This window comes from Glaciecola punicea ACAM 611 (assembly GCF_000252165.1).
GTDB classification, from domain to species: Bacteria; Pseudomonadota; Gammaproteobacteria; order Enterobacterales; family Alteromonadaceae; genus Glaciecola; species Glaciecola punicea.
The window spans coordinates 242,881-262,379 of the sequence record NZ_BAET01000007.1 but is presented as its reverse complement, the minus strand read 5'-3'; the positions used below and the strand labels follow the sequence as shown (position 1 = coordinate 262,379).

Annotated in this window: 15 protein-coding genes and 1 pseudogene; 6 read left to right on the top strand and 10 right to left on the bottom strand. The window is 42.4% G+C overall.

Annotated features, from left to right (window positions below):
- Positions 1-144: 144 nt before the first annotated feature.
- Positions 145-1,419 (top strand): glycosyltransferase, encoded by a 1,275-nt coding sequence (locus GPUN_RS03550; RefSeq protein WP_006003457.1) that lies wholly within the window; start codon positions 145-147, stop codon positions 1,417-1,419.
- Between the two features lie 14 nt (positions 1,420-1,433).
- Here the strand turns inward: GPUN_RS03550 and GPUN_RS03545 are convergent, their stop codons facing one another.
- Complete coding sequence (locus tag GPUN_RS03545; protein ID WP_006003455.1) at positions 1,434-3,143, bottom strand: aminotransferase class V-fold PLP-dependent enzyme; 1,710 nt, start codon at positions 3,141-3,143, stop codon at positions 1,434-1,436.
- Between the two features lie 256 nt (positions 3,144-3,399).
- Between GPUN_RS03545 and GPUN_RS03540 the strand changes: the two genes are divergently transcribed.
- Positions 3,400-4,044: an energy-coupling factor ABC transporter permease gene (locus GPUN_RS03540; protein WP_006003453.1), complete on the top strand. Its 645-nt coding sequence runs from the start codon at positions 3,400-3,402 to the stop codon at positions 4,042-4,044.
- Positions 4,045-4,056: 12 nt separating this feature from the next.
- Here GPUN_RS03540 and GPUN_RS03535 read toward each other — a convergent pair whose 3' ends face one another.
- Positions 4,057-4,623, bottom strand: a complete 567-nt coding sequence (locus GPUN_RS03535; protein WP_006003451.1) for a phosphoribosyltransferase — start codon at positions 4,621-4,623, stop codon at positions 4,057-4,059.
- A gap of 72 nt (positions 4,624-4,695) precedes the next feature.
- On the bottom strand, positions 4,696-5,892 hold the full coding sequence (locus GPUN_RS03530) for a lipoprotein-releasing ABC transporter permease subunit (protein ID WP_040520116.1): 1,197 nt from the start codon (positions 5,890-5,892) through the stop codon (positions 4,696-4,698).
- A gap of 375 nt (positions 5,893-6,267) precedes the next feature.
- Here GPUN_RS03530 and mfd point away from each other — a divergent pair, with 375 nt between their 5' ends.
- From mfd to GPUN_RS03510, 4 genes are read left to right on the top strand one after another with little or no spacing between them, the layout of a single operon-like run.
- Entirely contained in the window at positions 6,268-9,765 is a 3,498-nt protein-coding gene (mfd, locus tag GPUN_RS03525; protein WP_006003442.1) for a transcription-repair coupling factor, read from the top strand.
- 18 nt (positions 9,766-9,783) lie between these two features.
- Positions 9,784-11,034, top strand: a complete 1,251-nt coding sequence (locus GPUN_RS03520; protein WP_006003441.1) for a CsiV family protein — start codon at positions 9,784-9,786, stop codon at positions 11,032-11,034.
- Positions 11,035-11,059: 25 nt separating this feature from the next.
- On the top strand, positions 11,060-11,587 hold the full coding sequence (locus GPUN_RS03515) for a cob(I)yrinic acid a,c-diamide adenosyltransferase (RefSeq protein WP_006003440.1): 528 nt from the start codon (positions 11,060-11,062) through the stop codon (positions 11,585-11,587).
- 42 nt (positions 11,588-11,629) lie between these two features.
- Positions 11,630-13,954, top strand: a complete 2,325-nt coding sequence (locus tag GPUN_RS03510) for a penicillin acylase family protein (RefSeq protein WP_006003439.1) — start codon at positions 11,630-11,632, stop codon at positions 13,952-13,954.
- Positions 13,955-14,014: 60 nt separating this feature from the next.
- On the opposite strand, the pseudogene GPUN_RS14580 reads toward GPUN_RS03510, so the two are convergent.
- From GPUN_RS14580 to rpmI, 7 genes and pseudogenes are all read right to left on the bottom strand, one after another.
- Positions 14,015-14,173, bottom strand: a pseudogene (locus GPUN_RS14580) (protein translocase subunit SecF); the annotation flags it as partial.
- A gap of 42 nt (positions 14,174-14,215) precedes the next feature.
- A complete protein-coding gene (locus tag GPUN_RS03505; protein ID WP_006003438.1) occupies positions 14,216-14,827 on the bottom strand; it encodes a hypothetical protein in 612 nt (203 codons plus the stop codon).
- Positions 14,828-14,837: 10 nt separating this feature from the next.
- The gene (locus GPUN_RS03500) at positions 14,838-15,131 is read right to left on the bottom strand and encodes an integration host factor subunit alpha (RefSeq protein WP_006003437.1); all 294 of its coding nucleotides are present in this window, start codon (positions 15,129-15,131) and stop codon (positions 14,838-14,840) included.
- A 5-nt stretch (positions 15,132-15,136) separates the two neighbouring features.
- On the bottom strand, positions 15,137-17,524 hold the full coding sequence (pheT, locus tag GPUN_RS03495) for a phenylalanine--tRNA ligase subunit beta (RefSeq protein ID WP_006003436.1): 2,388 nt from the start codon (positions 17,522-17,524) through the stop codon (positions 15,137-15,139).
- 12 nt (positions 17,525-17,536) lie between these two features.
- On the bottom strand, positions 17,537-18,517 hold the full coding sequence (gene pheS, locus GPUN_RS03490; RefSeq protein ID WP_006003435.1) for a phenylalanine--tRNA ligase subunit alpha: 981 nt from the start codon (positions 18,515-18,517) through the stop codon (positions 17,537-17,539).
- Positions 18,518-18,795: 278 nt separating this feature from the next.
- The gene (gene rplT / locus GPUN_RS03485; RefSeq protein ID WP_006003434.1) at positions 18,796-19,152 is read right to left on the bottom strand and encodes a 50S ribosomal protein L20; all 357 of its coding nucleotides are present in this window, start codon (positions 19,150-19,152) and stop codon (positions 18,796-18,798) included.
- A 26-nt stretch (positions 19,153-19,178) separates the two neighbouring features.
- The gene (rpmI, locus tag GPUN_RS13845; RefSeq protein ID WP_081483888.1) at positions 19,179-19,376 is read right to left on the bottom strand and encodes a 50S ribosomal protein L35; all 198 of its coding nucleotides are present in this window, start codon (positions 19,374-19,376) and stop codon (positions 19,179-19,181) included.
- Positions 19,377-19,499 lie beyond the last annotated feature (123 nt).

Below are 19,499 nucleotides of genomic sequence, written 5' to 3'. Positions count from 1 at the left end.
TTAATTAAGCGCTATATGGCGACTTAAGCTTTGTTTAGCTTATACTTAGGGAACTAACAAGCCCATAGTGTTAATGTTGCATGAATAATGTAACGCGATTATTTTTTAATGCTCACATCTTTAAATACCTAGGTGTAAAATACAATGCATGTGTTATTCGTAGGTTTTGTATGGCCTGAACCAACATCGTCTGCTGCAGGCCAAAATATCATCAGCTATATTAAAGCTGCCCAGCATAATCACTGGCAGGTAAGCTTTTGCAGTGCGGCGCAAACTACACCACAAACCTTTGACTTATCATCAATGAATGTGAAGATGTTTCCAATACAGCTTAATTGCGATAGTTTCAACGTTAAAATAGAAGAGTTACAGCCTGACATTGTTATTTTTGACCGCTACCTTAGCTTTGAACAATTTGCTTGGCGCGTAAAAAAAACATGTCCAAAGGCTATGTTAATACTCGACATTGAAGACTTACATTGCCTCAGAGCTGCTCGCCAAGCGTTATTAAAACAGCAAAATGCCCCGCTCACATTTATGCAGCAAACCGATATTACCCAATGCGCCAACCTACCTTTGTTACACAATGATATTGCGCTACGTGAAATTGCCTGTGTGCTGCAAGCCGATCTTACGATTGTGCTGTCAGGCTTTGAAAAAGCCCTATTAATTGAACATTTCAACGTTCCTAGTAATCAGGTTGCGCATGTTCCTTTCATATTACCTGGATCATGCGAGGCATTATCAAACACATCAATGAGCGCTGAACATAAGCAGAATTTTGTCTTTATTGGAAATTTTAGGCATGCGCCTAACTATCATGCGGTTAAGATACTCGCAGAGCAGTGCTGGCCAAAAATTTATAAAGCCTTGCATAAGGACTATCCAAATATTAGCTGTAATGTATACGGCGCTTATATGTCGCCTAAAGCTAAGCAGCTTGAAAATAAAAAACTCGGCTTTTTTGTGCATGGCTTTGCACAGCATCAGTTTACCGTTATACAACAAGCAAGAATAATGCTTGCCCCTATTTCATTTGGTGCAGGTGTAAAAGGAAAGTTACTCGATGCAATGCAGTGCAACACCCCGTCGGTCACCACCCCCATAGGGTGTGAAGGGATTACTAATAAACCTTGGGCAGGTGAAATAGCCTCTAGTATAGATGAATTTGTTGTTGCAGCAATAAGACTGTACACGGACCAACAAAAATGGCAGCAGGCTCATCAAAATGGACAAGATATATTACTAAGTGATTACAACACGCAAACCAATCGCGCTTCCTTTATAAATATTATAGATGCCAAAATAAGTACTATAAAAAGCGACAGACAAAGCAATTTTTTGCACAAGATGCTAAGTCATCATCAGTTTCAAACGAGTAAGTACATGAGCCAGTGGATTGAAGCTAAAAGTAAGTGAAGCGTCCATGACCTCTAACTAGCCTGTGTATATTTTTTACAAATAGCTTGAATAACTTGGCTAATGCCATCGCGTCTGCCTTGGCTAAAATAATGTGACAGACCTACTTGGTTGAGGTATTGATGAATATCAAGGCGAGACACTTCTTCATAAGGTAGCTGGTTTACTTTTTCAATAATTAACGCAAGGATGCCGCGAATAACTTTGCTTTCTGAATATGCATAAAGCTTTCGCTTACTAGCATTTATAGCTTGCTTTTCGTCGCTATGAATAAGTGACATCCACACCCTCGCTTCACAGCCTGTTATTTCTGTAGCAACGGTGCGCTGGTGTGTTGGCAATGTTGCTAGGCTTTTACTGTGTATTAGTAACAAGCGATGTTTGGCATTCCAATCTGGCGCTTGTGAAACGGCGTCTCCAATGTTTGTTGGCAGTGCGCTCAAGCTTTTTGCAAACTGTTTGGGCTTTGTGATAGCTTTTCGGTCATCGTTAGCACTTTCTTGGAAAAGTTGATAAAGGCTCACCACAAAAGCGTCAATGTCTTGATATGTGGTATAGCAAGCTACCGATATTCGCGCGCAACCCTCTATAGACAGACTTTGCATTAACGGCATGGCGCAGTGATGGCCTGCCCTAATGGCAACGCCGTGACTGGCAAAATGAGCGGCTATGTCGTTTGCATGTATCTTTGGAATATAAAATGAAAGTAACGCAATAGCCGAACTTTCTTTAGTAAAGTACTCGGGAGTGCCAATATTACCCAAAATAACTAGTTTTTGAGACCTCGCTAAGGGATTTATTTTATCCAATAAATATAGGGCTAATGCCAGTTCAGTTTCTTGGATACGTTGAAGGTTAGCTTGTATGAACGTTGCTGCTGCGGCCAAGCCTATTGCGCCGGCAATATTGGGTGTGCCTGCTTCAAATCTACCAGGCACAGGTTGCAACACATAAGCATCCCAAGTAACGTGAGATATCATTTCACCGCCAAGTTTGCTGGGAGTGAGCTTTTCTAAGCAATGCTTTTTACCATACAGCGCACCAATACCTGTTCCCGCATACATTTTATGCCCGCTAATCGCATAAAAATCGCAGTGTATAGCCGATACATCTACTGTAATGTGCGCTGGTGCTTGAGTGCCATCAATTACGCTCAATGCGCCTACTTCAGCAGCTCTTTTACACAATTCAGTAACTGGATAAATATTACCTAAAGCGTTAGAAACATGGGCCATTGCCACTATAGCAACATTGCGGGTTATACTGGCTAAAGCGGCTTTGCGTTCTTGCTGGTTAAAGGTACCGTTATCACCTAATTTTATTCTTGTTAAGCTTAGGCTATACTTTGCGGCAAAATGCTGCCAAGGCAATAAATTGGCATGATGCTCACTTTCAAACAAGAGTATTTCACTGCCTTGCAAATCGGCGATATTAAGACCATTTGCAATTAAGTTAATTGCATCGGTGGTACCACTGGTAAATATAATTTGCGAGGCATCCGCTGCGCCTAAAAATTCAGCGACTACTGTTCTAGCATCTTCGTATTTATTGGAGGCAAGCCTAGCGCTGACATACCCACCGCGATGCACATTAGCATTGTATTGGCAGTAGTATTCTTGCATTGCAAGCAGGCTTGCATTGACACGCTGACTGGTAGCAGCGCTGTCTAAGTAAACTTCATTGGACGCATCAAAAAATGGGAATAACGCCTTAAACAATGACATAAATACGAGAGGCCTTATACTGTTAAACGGTGCAAGGGTTTGCACTAATTGTTTTGTAGTATACATTAGTCGCTAGTGTAAACGTAATAGCGGCGCTTACTAATTATATTCAAGGCTGTGTGCTTTTAGAAACACTTATCCTAAATTAATAAGAAGCATATCTGCTATAGTAAGCATATGAAAAGACTTTGAGCTTTTCATAAAGCATATCTTTCAATGCCCTATGTGTTTTTTGGGCCCTATTCGGTAGTACCTAGTGACCACTATTCAAACAATCAGCATACTTATTTACGCCTTTGGCTTTGTATACGTAGCGAGCAAAGTTGACTACACCCGTATTATAAAAGAACGTAAGTGGCAGCATATAATTTTCGGTTCAATTGTGGGCATTTTGTTTTTATGGTCATTTAGAGTCAGCATTTATGATGGCTTAACTATGCACTTTTTGTGGTTAACCACGCTTACACTCGTGCTAGGTTTTCGCTGGGCGGTCTTAGTTGCCACAACCGCACTGCTTATAATGACAGCTATAGGCACTGAGCAATGGAGCATGCTAGGGGTAAATGGGCTATTTGGGGTGCTTTTGCCCATTCTAATCACTTACGGTATTTTCGCATTTTCGTTTCATCGTGTACCCCGCCAGTTATTTGTCTATATTTTTGTGTGTGCGTTTTTCCCCGGTGCAATTACCATGGCAGCCAAAATGCTCTCATTCAGCGGATATTATTTGGCCGAAGGCATCTACTCGTGGGACATTATTAAAGATAACTATACTACCATGACAATATTGATGATGTTTCCTGAAGCCTTTTTTAATGGCTTCAGTATTACCTGCTTAATCATCTACAAACCAGACTTAGTGCATACCTTCCACGACAAATTTTACATTGATGGAAAGTAGTCGCACTAAGCGCTACTTAAAAAGGATGTCGTGTAAATCGTTGAGTTCAGATTTGCCCGCTATAATCTCTTCTTTTGTCAGTCCTGATAATTCATGCGGAAATACTAGCCAATCAGTACTTTCATGCACATAATAATCAGGCACTAAATTGCTTTTAGTTTTGTTATTTTTAGGCTTGTAGTAAGGTGTTGCAATACGTATTTCTTTAGGTGCATTTAAGCGCATCAAGCTGTTTATTTGATTAATTAAGGCTTCAATACTGCGGCCCGAATCGAATACGTCATCAACAATGAGTAACTTATCGGTGGCATTTGCGTTTTCAACCAGATAGTGCAAGCCATGCACTTTTATCTCTTTAGACTGCTTATTGATGCCATAGTAAGACGATGTGCGTACCGCAATATGGTCGGTGGGCGCCTCCTTGTATTCAAAGAATTCTTGTACCGCGATGCCTATGGGCGCACCACCACGCCAAATTCCCACTATAAAGTCTGGCCTAAAGCCATCTTCAAACACTTGTGAAGCAACTTTGAACGAATCCTGCAGTAGCGACGATGAACTTATGAATACTTTACTCACTGTTATTCCCTAGATGTTGTGCTGCTAGCATCCGCCAGCAGCTAAAAATTATATGATGATAAATAATAGCAATTATTCGCTACGCAAGCTATTTGCAGGCGTAATTGACTGCGCTTTGTAAGCGGGGTACCAGCTTGCCAACACACATAATATGATTGATCCCAGTGCAATAAACACCAGTTGATTCGCTTGAATATCAATAGGCAAGCCTTGCCCATTTTCGCCAAAGGCTAAATTAGATCCCAATAATTGCAGAATATCGTTTAAGCCCCAGCAGCCTAAAAGGCCAAGCGAAATACCCGTAATGATACCTTTTAAGCCATTAAATATGCCGTTGAATAAGAATATTTTCATAATATCCTTAGGCAACATACCTTGGGTTTGTAAAATCGCAATGTCTGATTTTTTTTCTGATACCACCATAACCAAGGCCGACACCACGTTAAACGCCGCCACCGCAATGACCAGTAACAGCATAAGCGACATCATGTTTTTTTCCATTTTAACGGCGTCGAATAAAGGACCCTGACGCTCGCGCCAATTTCTAAGCGAAAAATCATTTGCCGTTAAATACTCAACCACGGGAAGATACTCAAAGGCATCACGCAAAAATAATCGCTGCTGCTGTATTTGCGTTGTTTTTTTACGTGAAAGTCGTGCCAGATCATCAAGATGAATAAACATCACCTTATCGTCCATTTCGGAGTTTATATCAAATATAAACGAAACCGTTACTAAGCGCTGGCTTGGTATGCGACCAAGCGGTGAATAAATACTAGTGTCGGTGCTAATTAGCCTAAGCTGCTGGCCTAAACTCACATCCAAACTAGCGGCTAAAATTCGGCTAATACCCACATTAAAACTTCCAGATAGTAGACTGTCCCAATTACCATCAATAATGTTGTTAGCCACAATAGAAAATGGTTTTGCCGCTTGCGTTTGCGTACCTTGTAAAAATAAAGGGGCCACTGTAGAGCGCGACTGCACAATTACCTCACGTTCAGCGTAAGGTACCTGCGCTAATACTTGAATCTCTAAATTAGGCGGCAGCTGCACAGGGTTTTCACTTGCCACGACTATATGCGGCAATATCCCTAATATACGTTTTTTCAATTGTCCTTCTAGGCCGTTCATGACGGATAAAACCACGATTAAAGCAGCAATACCTAGGCTTATTCCGACAATCGAAAAGCGATTAATAAACGCAACAAAACTTTGTTTGGTGCCTGATTGGGAATATCTCAACGCGACAAAAGCAGAAATTGACATTTAAAATTAGTAACCTAGCGAAAAATGGGTGTTGTTTGCATGCAAGTTTACTATTATTTACCCTTGGGTGTATATGATCCCTTCAAGCGTATATACGTTTACATCAGCACAGAACCAGCCGTTGTCTATGCTTATGGCGAGGCAGTTGAGTCGGTAAAACTCAGCCTATGCTCACTTGCCAATAAGCCCTTATAAAAACAAAAATAGCCTTAATAGAGGTTATGAGCCTGCTTTATGATAATATTCTTCGCGTTTTACAGCCATAGGCTAACAATCATTGCAGCGCGTCGAACACCCTTATAATAATGCAGGCAGCATAATTCACTGCTAAAGATTCATTTCAAACAATTTACACTAAGAGTATGCTTTAAAAATATGTCGTCAATTATCGAACCGCGATTACCAAAAACCAAAAAAGAGCGCAACATTACCGATCGTATTAAGTGGACAGGCTTAAGCGGTAGCGCACAATCACTTGCGATTGCCAAAGCCGCCCAAGCTCACAACGGCCCTTTAATTGTTATTACCACCGACACCGCACAGGCCTATCAACTTGAAAAAGAGATAGCATTTTTTAGCAATGACGAGAACTTGAGTGTCAACTTATTCCCGCACTGGGAAACCTTGCCGTACGATCATTTTTCGCCGCATCAAGACATTGTGTCAAAACGACTTGAATCACTCTATTTATTAAGCAAGAAAAAAGCCGGCGTGTATTTAGTCCCGGTGAGCACATTGCTACAAAGACTCTCTCCTGTTACCTATGTTGGACAGCACTTATTATATTTAGAGAGAAATCAAACCTTAGATCCCACCGAGTTTAGACGCAACCTTGAGAAATCAGGTTATTTGCATGTGGGGCAAGTGATGTCACACAGCGAATTTAGTGTGCGCGGCTCTATTATCGACTTATTCCCGATGGGCAGTGACAAGCCCTTTAGAATCGATTTGTTTGACGACGAAATAGACTCTATTCGCTATTTTGATCCGTCTACACAACGTAGTTTAGAAGAAGTAAACAACATTCGTTTGCTTCCAGCACGCGAGTTTCCCACAGACAAAGAGGCCATTTCAGGCTTTCGCACCCGCTATTTAGACCAGTTTAGCCAGTCGGCAAACAATGATCATGAATCTGTTTTGTACCAAGTAAGTAAGGGCACCATGCCCGGCGGCATTGAATATTACCTGCCCTTGTTCTTCGAAAACACCGCTAGCTTGTTTGATTACTTACATGAAGATTCACTACTTGTTTTTGCGCATGATATTCCTGCTGCCAGCGAACGCTTTTGGACAGATTTGCAAAACAGGTATGAGCAGTATCAATACAATTTAGCGCGCCCGCTGTTGCCACCCGAAAAACTATTTTTGACTGAACAAGAGCTAAATGGCTACCTGAAACAGTGGCCCAGCGCCAAAATCACCAGTGAGATAGTGAAAAAATCAGCGACGAACACACCATTTTCAACCCAAGCGGTGTCAAACATTGGCATTGATACACTAGCCACGAATCCTTATTCTGCTATTCAAGCAGAAGTTAAACGCGCCGCTGAAACACGCAAAAAAGTCATATTCGTGGCCGAATCTACGGGACACAAAGAAAGCTTAATCAACATTCTTAAAAAAGCAGCGATAAAAGTCGTGTCTGCTGATTCATTTACCCAAGCATTAGCGCATAAAAGCCCCATAAGCATTGTAATAGGCCAAGTAGAAGAAAGTTTTGACTGCAGCGACAAAACCTATCCTTTGCTGCTTATTACTGAAAAACAGCTACTCGGTCATAAAGTCAGTCGGCGTAAGCAGCGCAGTAGAGCCACATCGGTCGATGAAAGCGCTATTATACGAAACCTTGCCGAACTGTCGCAAGGTTATCCAGTAGTACATATTGACCATGGTGTGGGCCGTTTTCTAGGCCTGCAGACGCTTGATGTAGGTGGCCTTACTACCGAATACTTGACGATTGAATATGCAAAAAAAGCAAAGCTGTATGTGCCGGTAGCTTCGCTGCATCTAATAAGTCGCTACAGCGGTGGCGAAGCTGAAAATGCGCCGCTGCATTTATTGGGCAACGACACATGGTCAAAAGCACGACAAAAAGCGGCCGAAAAAGTACGTGATGTCGCGGCACAGTTGCTTGATATTTATGCAAAACGCGCAGCCAAACCGGGCTTCGCCTACCCCATTGATTGGCTAGAATATCGACGTTTTACTGACAGCTTCCCATTTGATGAAACGCCCGATCAAGAAACGGCTATCAACGCAGTTCTGCAAGACATGGGCAGTAATAACGCAATGGACCGCTTAGTATGCGGCGACGTGGGCTTTGGTAAAACCGAAGTGGCCATGCGGGCCGCCTTCATAAGCGCTATTCACGGAAAACAAGTGGCAATACTGGTGCCCACCACTTTACTGGCACAGCAGCACTACGAAAACTTTAAAAACAGATTTTCTCAATTTCCCTTCGAAATAGGAGTGATGTCGCGATTTGTTAGTCAAAAAGACCAAAAAGTAATTATGCAAAAACTAGCCAATGGTCAAGTTGATATTGTGGTTGGCACGCATAAACTCTTACAAAACGATGTTAAATTTAATGATTTAGGCTTGGTAATAATAGATGAAGAACATCGATTTGGCGTCAGGCAAAAAGAGAAATTTAAAGCCCTACGTGCTGACGTAGACATACTCACCCTTACCGCTACTCCGATTCCCCGTACTTTAAACATGGCGCTAAGCGGTATGCGCGATTTGTCCATTATTGCAACGCCGCCTGCTAGGCGTCTCGCCGTTAAAACGTTTGTTCAACAACGCCATACTGACATTATTCGTGAAGCCATAATGCGAGAAATATTGCGCGGCGGGCAAGTATATTTCTTACATAATGAAGTAAAGACAATTGAAAAAACAGCCGCTGATATTGCCGAAATAGTGCCTGAAGCACGTATTGCGATAGGCCATGGACAAATGCGCGAGCGAGAGTTGGAAAACGTCATGAACGACTTTTATCACCAGCGCTACAACGTCCTGGTATGCTCTACTATTATCGAAACCGGCATAGACGTGGCAAGTGCTAACACGATTATTATCGACAGAGCCGACCATTTAGGTTTAGCGCAACTCCACCAACTGCGCGGGCGAGTGGGCCGCTCGCACCATCAAGCCTATGCTTATTTACTAACGCCACACCCAAGAAGAATGACCAAAGACGCCAGCAAACGTTTAGAAGCTATTGCTTCACTTGAAACACTAGGCGCGGGCTTTGCTCTTGCGACGCACGATCTTGAAATAAGAGGCGCGGGAGAATTATTAGGCGACGGCCAATCTGGGCAAATAAATGCAATAGGCTTCAACTTGTACATGGAAATGCTAGAAAAAGCCGTAGAAGCACTCAAAGACGGCAGAGAACCTAGCTTAGCAGATACTTTAGGCAAACAAACTGAGGTCGATTTACGCGTAGCGGCACTACTACCAGAGGATTATATTGGCGATGTAAATATGCGCTTAGCCATGTATAAAAAACTTGCTAATTGTGAAGATTTAGACGAGATTGATAGCTTGCAAATAGAGATGATTGATCGTTTCGGTTTGCTACCTCCCGCCGCTCAAAACTTAGTTCAGCAAACGGCGATAAAACTAGCGGCGGCTAGTTTAGGCATAAATAAAATTGAAGCTAACGATCAAGGTGGTACTATTGAGTTTGAGCAAGACGCAAAAGTTAACCCTGGTGCATTAATACAGTTAGTGCAAAAGAAATCGTCTCAGTTTAAGTTTGAAGGGCCTACTAAAATACGCTTTATGTGTAAAACACCGGCCAATAAGGAAAGACTAGACTATACCCTTAACCTTATAGAATTACTCGCTGAAACCTGTTACGCGTAACGATAACTATGGAATATAATGACTAAGCGACTTATAATCTGTGCAACAATATCTTTAACATTGATGTTAGGTAGCGTTGTAGTACTGGCACAAAATAATAATGAGACGCAATGGTGGTTTAATGTTGAACTCATTGTGTTTAAGCGCGATCTGTTGCCCAATAATAATGAGAACTTTGGGCCTGCATTGGCCATCGATACGCATAATAGTAACGGTACGCAAAAAACAGCTTACAGCAGTAATTTTCTGTACTTAAAAGCCTTACAAAAAGCGTTTAGTGAAGATAAATATCGCACCGCGTTGCCCTTATGTGATGTTAACCCACAGCAAACATCTGACATTGTTATTCTTGATGAAAGCCTATTAGCTAGTTTACTTACACCCTTTGATTTAAGCAGTTCCGCTGATGCAAGCAAGCGTGATTTGGGTAATGATCAGCCAGTAGGCCAGCATCAAAAAGAAAGACTGTCTGCATTAACAAACGATATTCTATTTATAAATAATCAATTGGATAATATTGCAAACTCGTCATTTTCCATGTCTTGTGTGAGCAGCTTTTTGCAAGCCCCGTTAAGCTATTTTATTTTGCCTCAAATAGGCCCACGTTTATTCAGTACTGACAGCTATTTTTGGGGCAGTAAACAATTATTAGCACAAACTGACTTAGTTTTGGAAGATTTTGCTAAAAATATATTTAGGCAACGTGATATTACGCCACTTTTACATACAGCATGGCGACAAGAGATTGAGTTTGGCATTGAAAACGCAGAGTTTATTCGCGTTCGCGCTGGGAAACTGCTCGCAGCCAAAAACACCCAAAGCTTTAAGCAGTGGCAACAAGCATACGAAGAAGCTAATCTTGCACTAGCTCAAAACGACGACGCACGTTTCTTTAAAAATTTAAAAGATGATCTACAAAACCTTAAATCCATCGAGTGGCTAGAAGAGGAACCAGCGCTTGACGATGAAAAAGAGATACCGTTTTCACTTGCACAGCAATATGAGATAGAAGGCAAAATAAAAGTCTACTTAGACTATGTAAGCCAAGTGCCCTACCTGCATATAGACAGTGAGTTTAATCATTTTTCACTCGCCATCGACGAAAATGGTAATAGTGAACTAACGGCCTTTCCATCAAAGCAAAGAAGGCGCATTATTAGTCGGCAAATCCATTACTTTGACCATCCAGCTTTTGGTGTCATTGTGCACTTAGAAAGATTTACGCCGCCAATAAGCGATACGCGCACGCTTGACAACGTTGACAATTAACCCCAAACAAACCAAGGATACATACTTGAAGATCTATACCAAACAAGGTGATAAAGGCACAACCGCTGTTTACACCAGTACGGTGGTTAGAATGGACAAAGACGATATATTGCTAGACTGCTATGGCACCCTTGACGAGTTAAACTCGTACTTAGGCTTATGCGCAAGCCACCTAGATGAAGAATCTATGCAAGTGCAAAAAGAAAAGTTGCTGTTGTGTCAACAGCAACTTTTTGCCATCGGCTTTGCTCTGTCAGACAGCGACAAACTAGAACTTACCAGCGTTGAACACTTAGAAAGCAGTATTGATGAGTTGCAAACAAACCTACCTGCACAAACCAGCTTCATTTTACCAGGTGGTAGCATGGTGGCTTCGCATTTGCAGGTGGCAAGAACAATCGCGCGGCGTGCGGAAAGAAGACTCGTTAGCGTGTCCAAACACTATGCGGTAAATGACATATCGTTAGCCTACGTTAATCGTTTGTCTGATTATTTATTTGTATTGGCAAGGCACTGCAACCACGCTGCGGGCGTTGTAGACATTAACGTATAAGTCTTATGTTAAATTTCACGATATGAACTAAGGTACGCATATATGAAGGCGATTAAATGGGGCTTTTTAGGTCTTGGCGCTGCTGCTGTAATGCTCATTCTCATTGCTTATATAGGCTTAACCGCCAGCCTGCCAAGTTTAGATGGCAACATAACAACATCTACTATTGCTGAACCTGCTAGTTTACGCCGAGACAGCATTGGCACCGCGGTCATTAGCGCACAATCGCAAAGCGACGCTGCCTATGCTCTAGGTTACGCACACGCGCAAGACCGCTTATTTCAAATGGACTTGCTACGCAGACAAGCGGCTGGCGAGCTTACTGAAATTGTAGGGCAACGAGCGCTAAGCGTTGATAAAAAACATCGTGTTCATCAATTTCGTCAACGTGCACAAATAGCTTTTGACGGCCTTTCAAGCCAAGAACAACAAATTCTATCGGCCTATACCAATGGGGTAAACGAAGCCGCACAATCCCTTTCAATGAAGCCATTTGAGTATTTATTAACCGGCAGCAAATTTGCCCCTTGGGTGCCTGTTGACAGTTTGCTAGCCAGCTACAGTATGTATATTGACTTACAGCTAGCGCAAACCGAAAGAGACTTTCGGCTTAACGTCATAAAAGACCTGTTTGGCGACTCGATGTATCGTTTTTTCACATTACCAAGCAATTATCAAGCTGCTATCGACTTCAGTATTATCGATATACCGCCTGTTGAGGTGCCGCCAGCGCCACAACTCTCAAAAATGAAGCAAACTAAAGACAAGCCTCCTGTGGCTTTTAATTACTATGATTCGGTGCAAGAGCAACCCGACTACGGCAGCAATAGTTGGGCCGTTATTGGTGAGTTGAGCCATAGCCAAAGCGCGATGCTTAGTAACGACATGCATTTAGGATTACGCGTGCCCGCTATATGGTACAGAGCACAGCTTAACTACAAAAGCGGAGAGCAAAATGTAAGCGTTACTGGGGTATCTTTGCCAGGTACACCCGCAATTATAGTTGGCTCAAACGGTCATATTGCATGGGGATTTACCAATTCAAATATTGATAACGTTGACTGGATAAAATTGGATGACGCCACATCTACCCAAACAATAACCGAAACCATATTAACGCAAAGCGGCAGTGAAACACTTGAGTTTGAAATGAGCAAATACGGGCCGGTGCGTAAATTCAAAGACCAGAGATACGCCCTAAAATGGATAGCACATCAAGACTACGCGGTAAACATTCGCATTGCCGATATGGCAAAAGTGATCAATATTGAAAGCGGGCTCAAACTGGCTAAAGAAGTACGCATCCCTGCGCAAAACATGCTAATTGCCGACAGCGCGGGCAGTATAGCGTGGCAATTAACGGGCGCTATGACGATGCGAAAGCCACTCCCTCGTTATGCCATTGCCGAAGCACAGTACAGCCCACTATGGGATGAACCGCAATTAATGCCAGCTAACAACATTAACCCGGAAAATGGCAGATTATGGACCGCCAACGCCAGAGTTATTGGCGTAAAAGATTTAGCGCAGTTTGGCGACGGTGGCTATGCACTAGGAGCACGCCAGCAGCAAATTAAAGATTTATTGATGCAGCAAGCACGTTTTAATGAACAAGATTTTTACGATATTCAATTAAACAACGACGCTCTATTCCTAAAACCTTGGCATGAGCTTCTGCTGAACACTCTAAACCGCAAACCACAGCAGTATTCACATGATATTGATGCCCTGAATAATTGGGGTGCATGTGCGTGTGCAGACTCTGTGGGCTATACCTTGGTACGTATGTTTCGCAGTGGTGTTATTAATCAGCTTTTAGTGCCCATAAATGAAATATTAAAAGAACATGACTTATCCACGTCTTATCTTTTACGCAGCATAGAGCCTGCAATATGGGCCATAATAGAACAAGACGCGAAAGATTGGTTACCCCAGAACAGCGATGATTTTCCTGCACTCATGCTCAGCGTTTATGATGATACAAAAACGCGTCTTATTGAGCAGCATGACGCAAAAAGCGATGATTTAAGCCAGTTGAACTGGGGCAATGTAAACGCACTTGAGGTGAAACATCCGTTTTCTTCTACATTAGGGCCTTTAAGTACGCTGGTAGATATGCCTGAAGTAGCAGGCTATGGTGATAGTTTTCTACCCGCGGTGCAATCAGGTTCTTTTGGGGCGTCACAGCGCCTTATCGTACGCCCAGGAAATGAAGATAAAGCCATACTAACCGTGCCCGGTGGTCAGTCTGGCCATTTTATGTCGCCGTATTACAAAACAGGATTCAACGAATATGCTGCGCAAGGAAATACACCACTTTTACCCCAAAAGATACAGCATGAAATCAACTTTACACCGTCGCGATAAGCTCAAAGATGTCATTAAGTGAGGTGTTGTTAGGAAAAACAAACGCCTCACAATCTATGCTTATGGCCTATCCATTAAGGCCTGAGTTTCTTCATCTACTGTCACTTCGTAATTTTTAGCATTCAAGCCTATTAGCTCAGGCAATGTCGCGGCAATACATATAGATGAAAACGTACCTACTATAATGCCGGCAAATAAGGCTATTGCGAAACCCTGCAGTTATGTGCCAACCCACACTATTGTCTTGGCTTTCGTCTGGCGTTAGTTTGTAGATGATTCGCTCAAAAAGAAGTTTTGCCACTGTCGTCTAGCTTCCGCCACTTCATCTCCATCATAGCCGTCTTCTTTGAGTTGGGAAGCTACTTTGGCTACCAGTTCATCGCGCTGCTTTACTAATGCCATTGAGCGTTCGTGCAAATTTTTAAAGGCAGGATAATTTTCATAGACTTTACTTACGTCTTCAAACTCTAAGAAAACGCGTTCAAATGCGGCTTGATAGTTAGTCTTCATGCCTTGAAACTCTAAATACTTTAGACCTTGTCTTCCGGTAATTAGGGAACGTTCATTTGGGGCTAAATTAACTTGGTCTGCGGCGCTTAATAAAGCTTCTTGCCAAAGTGCTAAAGCCTCAGCGTCATCGTCTGCTGCTGCTTGAGCAAGGGCTTGCTGCACGTCTATTGCGCCAAGCATCTCTTCTAAGGTCAATAAAGGCGTGTTTGAGGTTTCAGGAGGTGAAACAAGCTGCTCGTTATATACGCTTACTTGTTCTTCACTGGTCCTAGGGTCATCAGGATCACTATTTTCTGTACAGCCAGACATCAAAAAAGCACACACAACTACTATGCGCTTAAAAAAGAAGTTACCTTTACCCATTTTTACCCTGTTACTTAAGCGGAATATTCTCTACCCTACTTTTTAATTTTTGACCAGGCCTAAATGTTACCACCCGGCGAGCCTTAATCGGAATATCTTCACCGGTTTTAGGGTTTCGACCCGGCCGCTCATTTTTAGTCCGCAAATCAAAGTTACCAAAGCCAGACAACTTTACTTGCTCTCCAGATTCTAAACACTTTTTGATTTCTTCAAAGAATAACTCAACAAGATCTTTTGCATCTTTCTTGTTTAAATCTAGCTTTTCGAACAAATGTTCGGCCATGTCTGCTTTGGTTAATGCCATAAATATTAATCTCTTAATGCTGCACTAAAATTGTCTCGCAAGTGTCTAACTACTTTATCGACAGTGTCTTGAATTTCTTGATCTTCTAATGTTTTATCAACGCTTTGAAACCATATTGATAAGGCGAGACTTTTTTCACCTTTGTTTATACTTTCACCAGTATACATATCAAACAAGTTTATGCCAAGCAGTCCAGATATTCCAATTTTTTCGATACTTTTTAGTAATTTACCCGTGTCTACATTTTCCAAAACAGTAATTGCCAGGTCTCGTCGAATAGCCGGAAACTTAGAAATAGCTTGAGCTGACGGCAGGTTTCTTTGTTCAATATCAGCCACATTTAATTCAAACGCAAAGGTGCGTCCATTTAAGCCTAATGGCTTCTCAAACTGCGGGTGTATTGCGCCAATAAGGCCAATTACTTTTTTATTTACCACAATCGAAGCGCACTGGCCTGGGTGAAAAATAGTATGCTGACTGGGCACAAACTCTGCCTCAATGTGCCCTGCTGACATACTTAATATTTCTTCCACTAAGGCTTTAGCATCATAAAAGTCGCGTGCTTTGTTCGCGATCGACCAGTGTTCTCCCGCAGTATTGCCAGATAAAACCGCTGTCAGCTTAACACACTGATATACGCCGTTCTCCGCGTTTTCATCAGCGCTAAAGACAAGGCCCGATTCAAACAGAGCCAAATTTTGCTGCTGACGCTTTTGATTATAAGACAGCGCCTGCAATAAGCCTGGCAGTAAACTCACTCTCATCACCGACATGTCGGCACTAATAGGATGTTCCAAACTAAGCGTTTTCGCCTCGGGAAACAGCAAGCTTTGTTTTTTCGGGTCAACAAAGGAATACGTAATCGCTTCTTGGCAGCCTTTGGCACATAGCATTTGCTTAAAGCTATTAAGATTAATGACTTTTTCTTGCTGATACGACATATTTAAGCGGGCTAAAGGCGCTGTGTTTGCAATATTGTTATACCCATAAACACGAGCAACTTCTTCTATTAAGTCCTCTTCAATGGCAATATCAAAGCGGTATGATGGCGCTTGCACTTCCCAATGGCCACTGTTGAATACCACCTTCATACCCAACCTATTTAAGATGTCGCTTACTCTGTCATTTTCAATATTTGCACCTAACACATGTGCTAGACGCGCTTTTCTTAGCACTACTTGATTACGTACAGGCAAATACGACTCACTCTGCGCTACTGTGATGGGGCCCGCTTTGCCGCCTACTATCTCAAGTAAAAGCTGTGTGGCTCTTTCCATAGCATCTGTTTGTAGTTGTGGATCTACCCCGCGCTCATAGCGATGCGATGCGTCAGTATGTAAACCATATTGTCTGCCCTTGCCAAGTATGGCGTCAGGACTAAAAAAAGCTGACTCTAAGAAAATATCTTTGGTGTGCGTTTGCACACCTGAATCTGCCCCACCGAATATGCCGGCCATAGCTAACGCTTTTTGTTCATCGGCAATGACGAGGGTATTTTCAAGCAAGGTTATTTCGTTGCCATCAAGCAATGTCAGCTTCTCATCTTTTACCGCGTGACGAATAATTATATCGCCGCTTAACTTTGCATTATCAAAAGCATGCATTGGATGACCTAACTCTAGCAATATATAGTTTGTAACGTCTACAACAGGGTCAATAGAACGCACGCCGCTGCGTCTCAGTTTTTCTTTTAGCCAAAGTGGAGAGTCTACCGTTAAATCAACATTTTCAATTATACGGCCCAAATAACGTGGACACTCTTGGGGACTCGCCAGTTTAATGCCGCGTACAACATGTGTGCTTATTTCACTGGGGCTTATAGCTAAATTTTTGACGTCCAGCTGATTGAGAACGCCTACTTCTCGAGCAATGCCTTTAAGGCCTAAACAGTCGGCTCTATTAGGCGTTAAATCAATTTCAATAATATTGTCGTTTAAGTCTAAGTACTCGCGAAAATCTTGGCCAATAGTGGCATCGTGGGGCAGCTCGGCTATGCCTGAATGATCATCGCCCATGCCTAACTCAGAAAAACTGCACAACATACCGTGTGACGGTTCACCCCGTAATTTTGTCTTTTTAATTTTAAACGGACCCGGTAAAACCGCGCCTACAATCGCAACGGCTACTTTTATACCTGCTCTGCAGTTTGGTGCTCCGCACACGATGTCAAGCAGATCACCGCTACCTACATCTACCTTTGTTACCTGCAGCTTATCGGCATCCGGATGTCTGGCGCATTGCACTACTTCACCTACAAGCACGCCGGTAAACTCACCGGCTACAGGCGCAATACCATCTACTTCAAGGCCAGCCATACTAAGTTGTTCGCATAGTGCTGCGGTGTCTATTTTGGGATTTACCCACTCTCTTAACCAAGATTCACTGAATTTCATGTAATACTCTTACTATGCAAACTGTTTCAAGAAACGTACGTCATTTTCAAAAAATGAACGTAAATCGGTTACGCCGTAGCGCAGCATGGTGAGGCGTTCAACGCCCATACCAAATGCAAAACCGGTATACTCTTGAGGATCAATATTTACCGCTTTTAATACGTTTGGGTGCACCATGCCGCAGCCTAATACTTCTAGCCATTTGCCGTCTTTTCCCATTACATCAACCTCAGCTGATGGTTCAGTGAAAGGAAAATACGACGGACGAAAGCGAATTTGTAAATCTTCTTCAAAAAAGTGATGCAGAAAGTCATGAATAATCCCTTTAAGCTCAGCAAAGCTGACGTTTTTATCGACCATTAGACCTTCCACCTGATGAAACATAGGCGTGTGGGTTTGATCGTAGTCGTTACGGTAAACGCGCCCAGGGGAAATAATTCTAAGCGGTGGTTTTTCATGCTCCATGGTGCGAATTTGCACGCCTGAGGTTTGCGTACGCAGCATTAAGTCGGGATTGAAATAGAACGTATCGTGATCGGCCCGCGCAGGATGATTTTTGGGAATATTAAGCGCATCAAAATTGTGAAAACCATCTTCAACTTCAGGGCCTTCTTTTACCACAAAGCCTAGTTCGCCAAAAAAGTGTTCGATTCTGGCGATGGTGCGACTCACCGGGTGTAAGTTACCCATTCGTATACTTCTGCCCGGTAAACTAACGTCTATAGACTCAGCAGCTAATTTAGCATTTAATTCAGCTTCTTTTAAGCCTTGTACTTTAGCGTTAATTAAGCCTTGAACTTCTTGTTTTGCTAGGTTTATCCTTTGTCCAGCGACTGGCCTTTGCTCTGCGCTTAGCGCGCCAAGACCTTTCATTAAGTCGGTTACTTTGCCCTTTTTACCCATAAAGGCAACGCGCACTGCATCAAGTTCAGGCGGCGTATTTGCCCCTTCAACGGCCTGGCGTGCTTCTTCGATGATTACTTCTAGCTCCATTACGACCTCTTTATCGAGCATTATCTACGCTTGTAATATAAGCGCTGATTATTATATTGTTCAGTAGTGTATTTTACACAAGTTTGATCGCATTTATTCATAAAATGTTATTAAAACAGGTAATTAATAGATTTAACGCAAAATTTTGTGGCTGATGTTATCGAAAGAAGAAGCGCACAGGGGAAGTTTTGAATGGTTGAAAATTAAAAAAGCGAGCTTCCTGCTCGCTTTTTTAAAAAAGAACTTAAACTACTAATTTAATAGCTTGGTTTAATAGATTACGCTAATGCGCCTTTTGCTGCATCAACAAGAGCAGTAAATGCTGACTTGTCGTGTACTGCGATGTCTGCAAGTATCTTACGATCTATTTCAACAGACGCTTTTTTCAAACCGTTGATGAAACGAGAATAAGAAAGACCATTTTGACGTGATGCTGCATTTATACGCGCAATCCAAAGCTGACGGAATTGACGTTTTTTGTTACGACGGTCGCGGTATGCATACTGCCCAGCTTTAGTTACTGCTTGGTACGCTACGCGATATACACGTGAACGTGCACCGTAATAACCTTTAGCTTGTTTTAATACTTTCTTGTGACGTGCGCGAGCTACTACGCCGCGTTTTACTCTAGCCATTTTTTAAGTCTCCTGAAGTGCTAAGTTTATACGTACGGTAACATACGTTGAATAAGAGCGTGGTCACTCTTATGAACGAGTTTCTTGCTACGTAGATGACGTTTACGCTTAGTACTCTTCTTGGTCAGAATGTGACGTAAATGAGACTGCTTGCTTTTAAAGCGACCTGAACCCGTTTTCTTAAAACGTTTTGCAGCACCGCTGTTTGATTTCATTTTAGGCATTGCTAAAACTCCGCATTGTTGTACTCACCGGCAATGTTAATACGTTAACGTGATGCCTTAAACATGAGCTGTTAATATTTGCAGCAAGGTGTCGTTAGTTGTGCAGACTAAAAAACTTGTAAA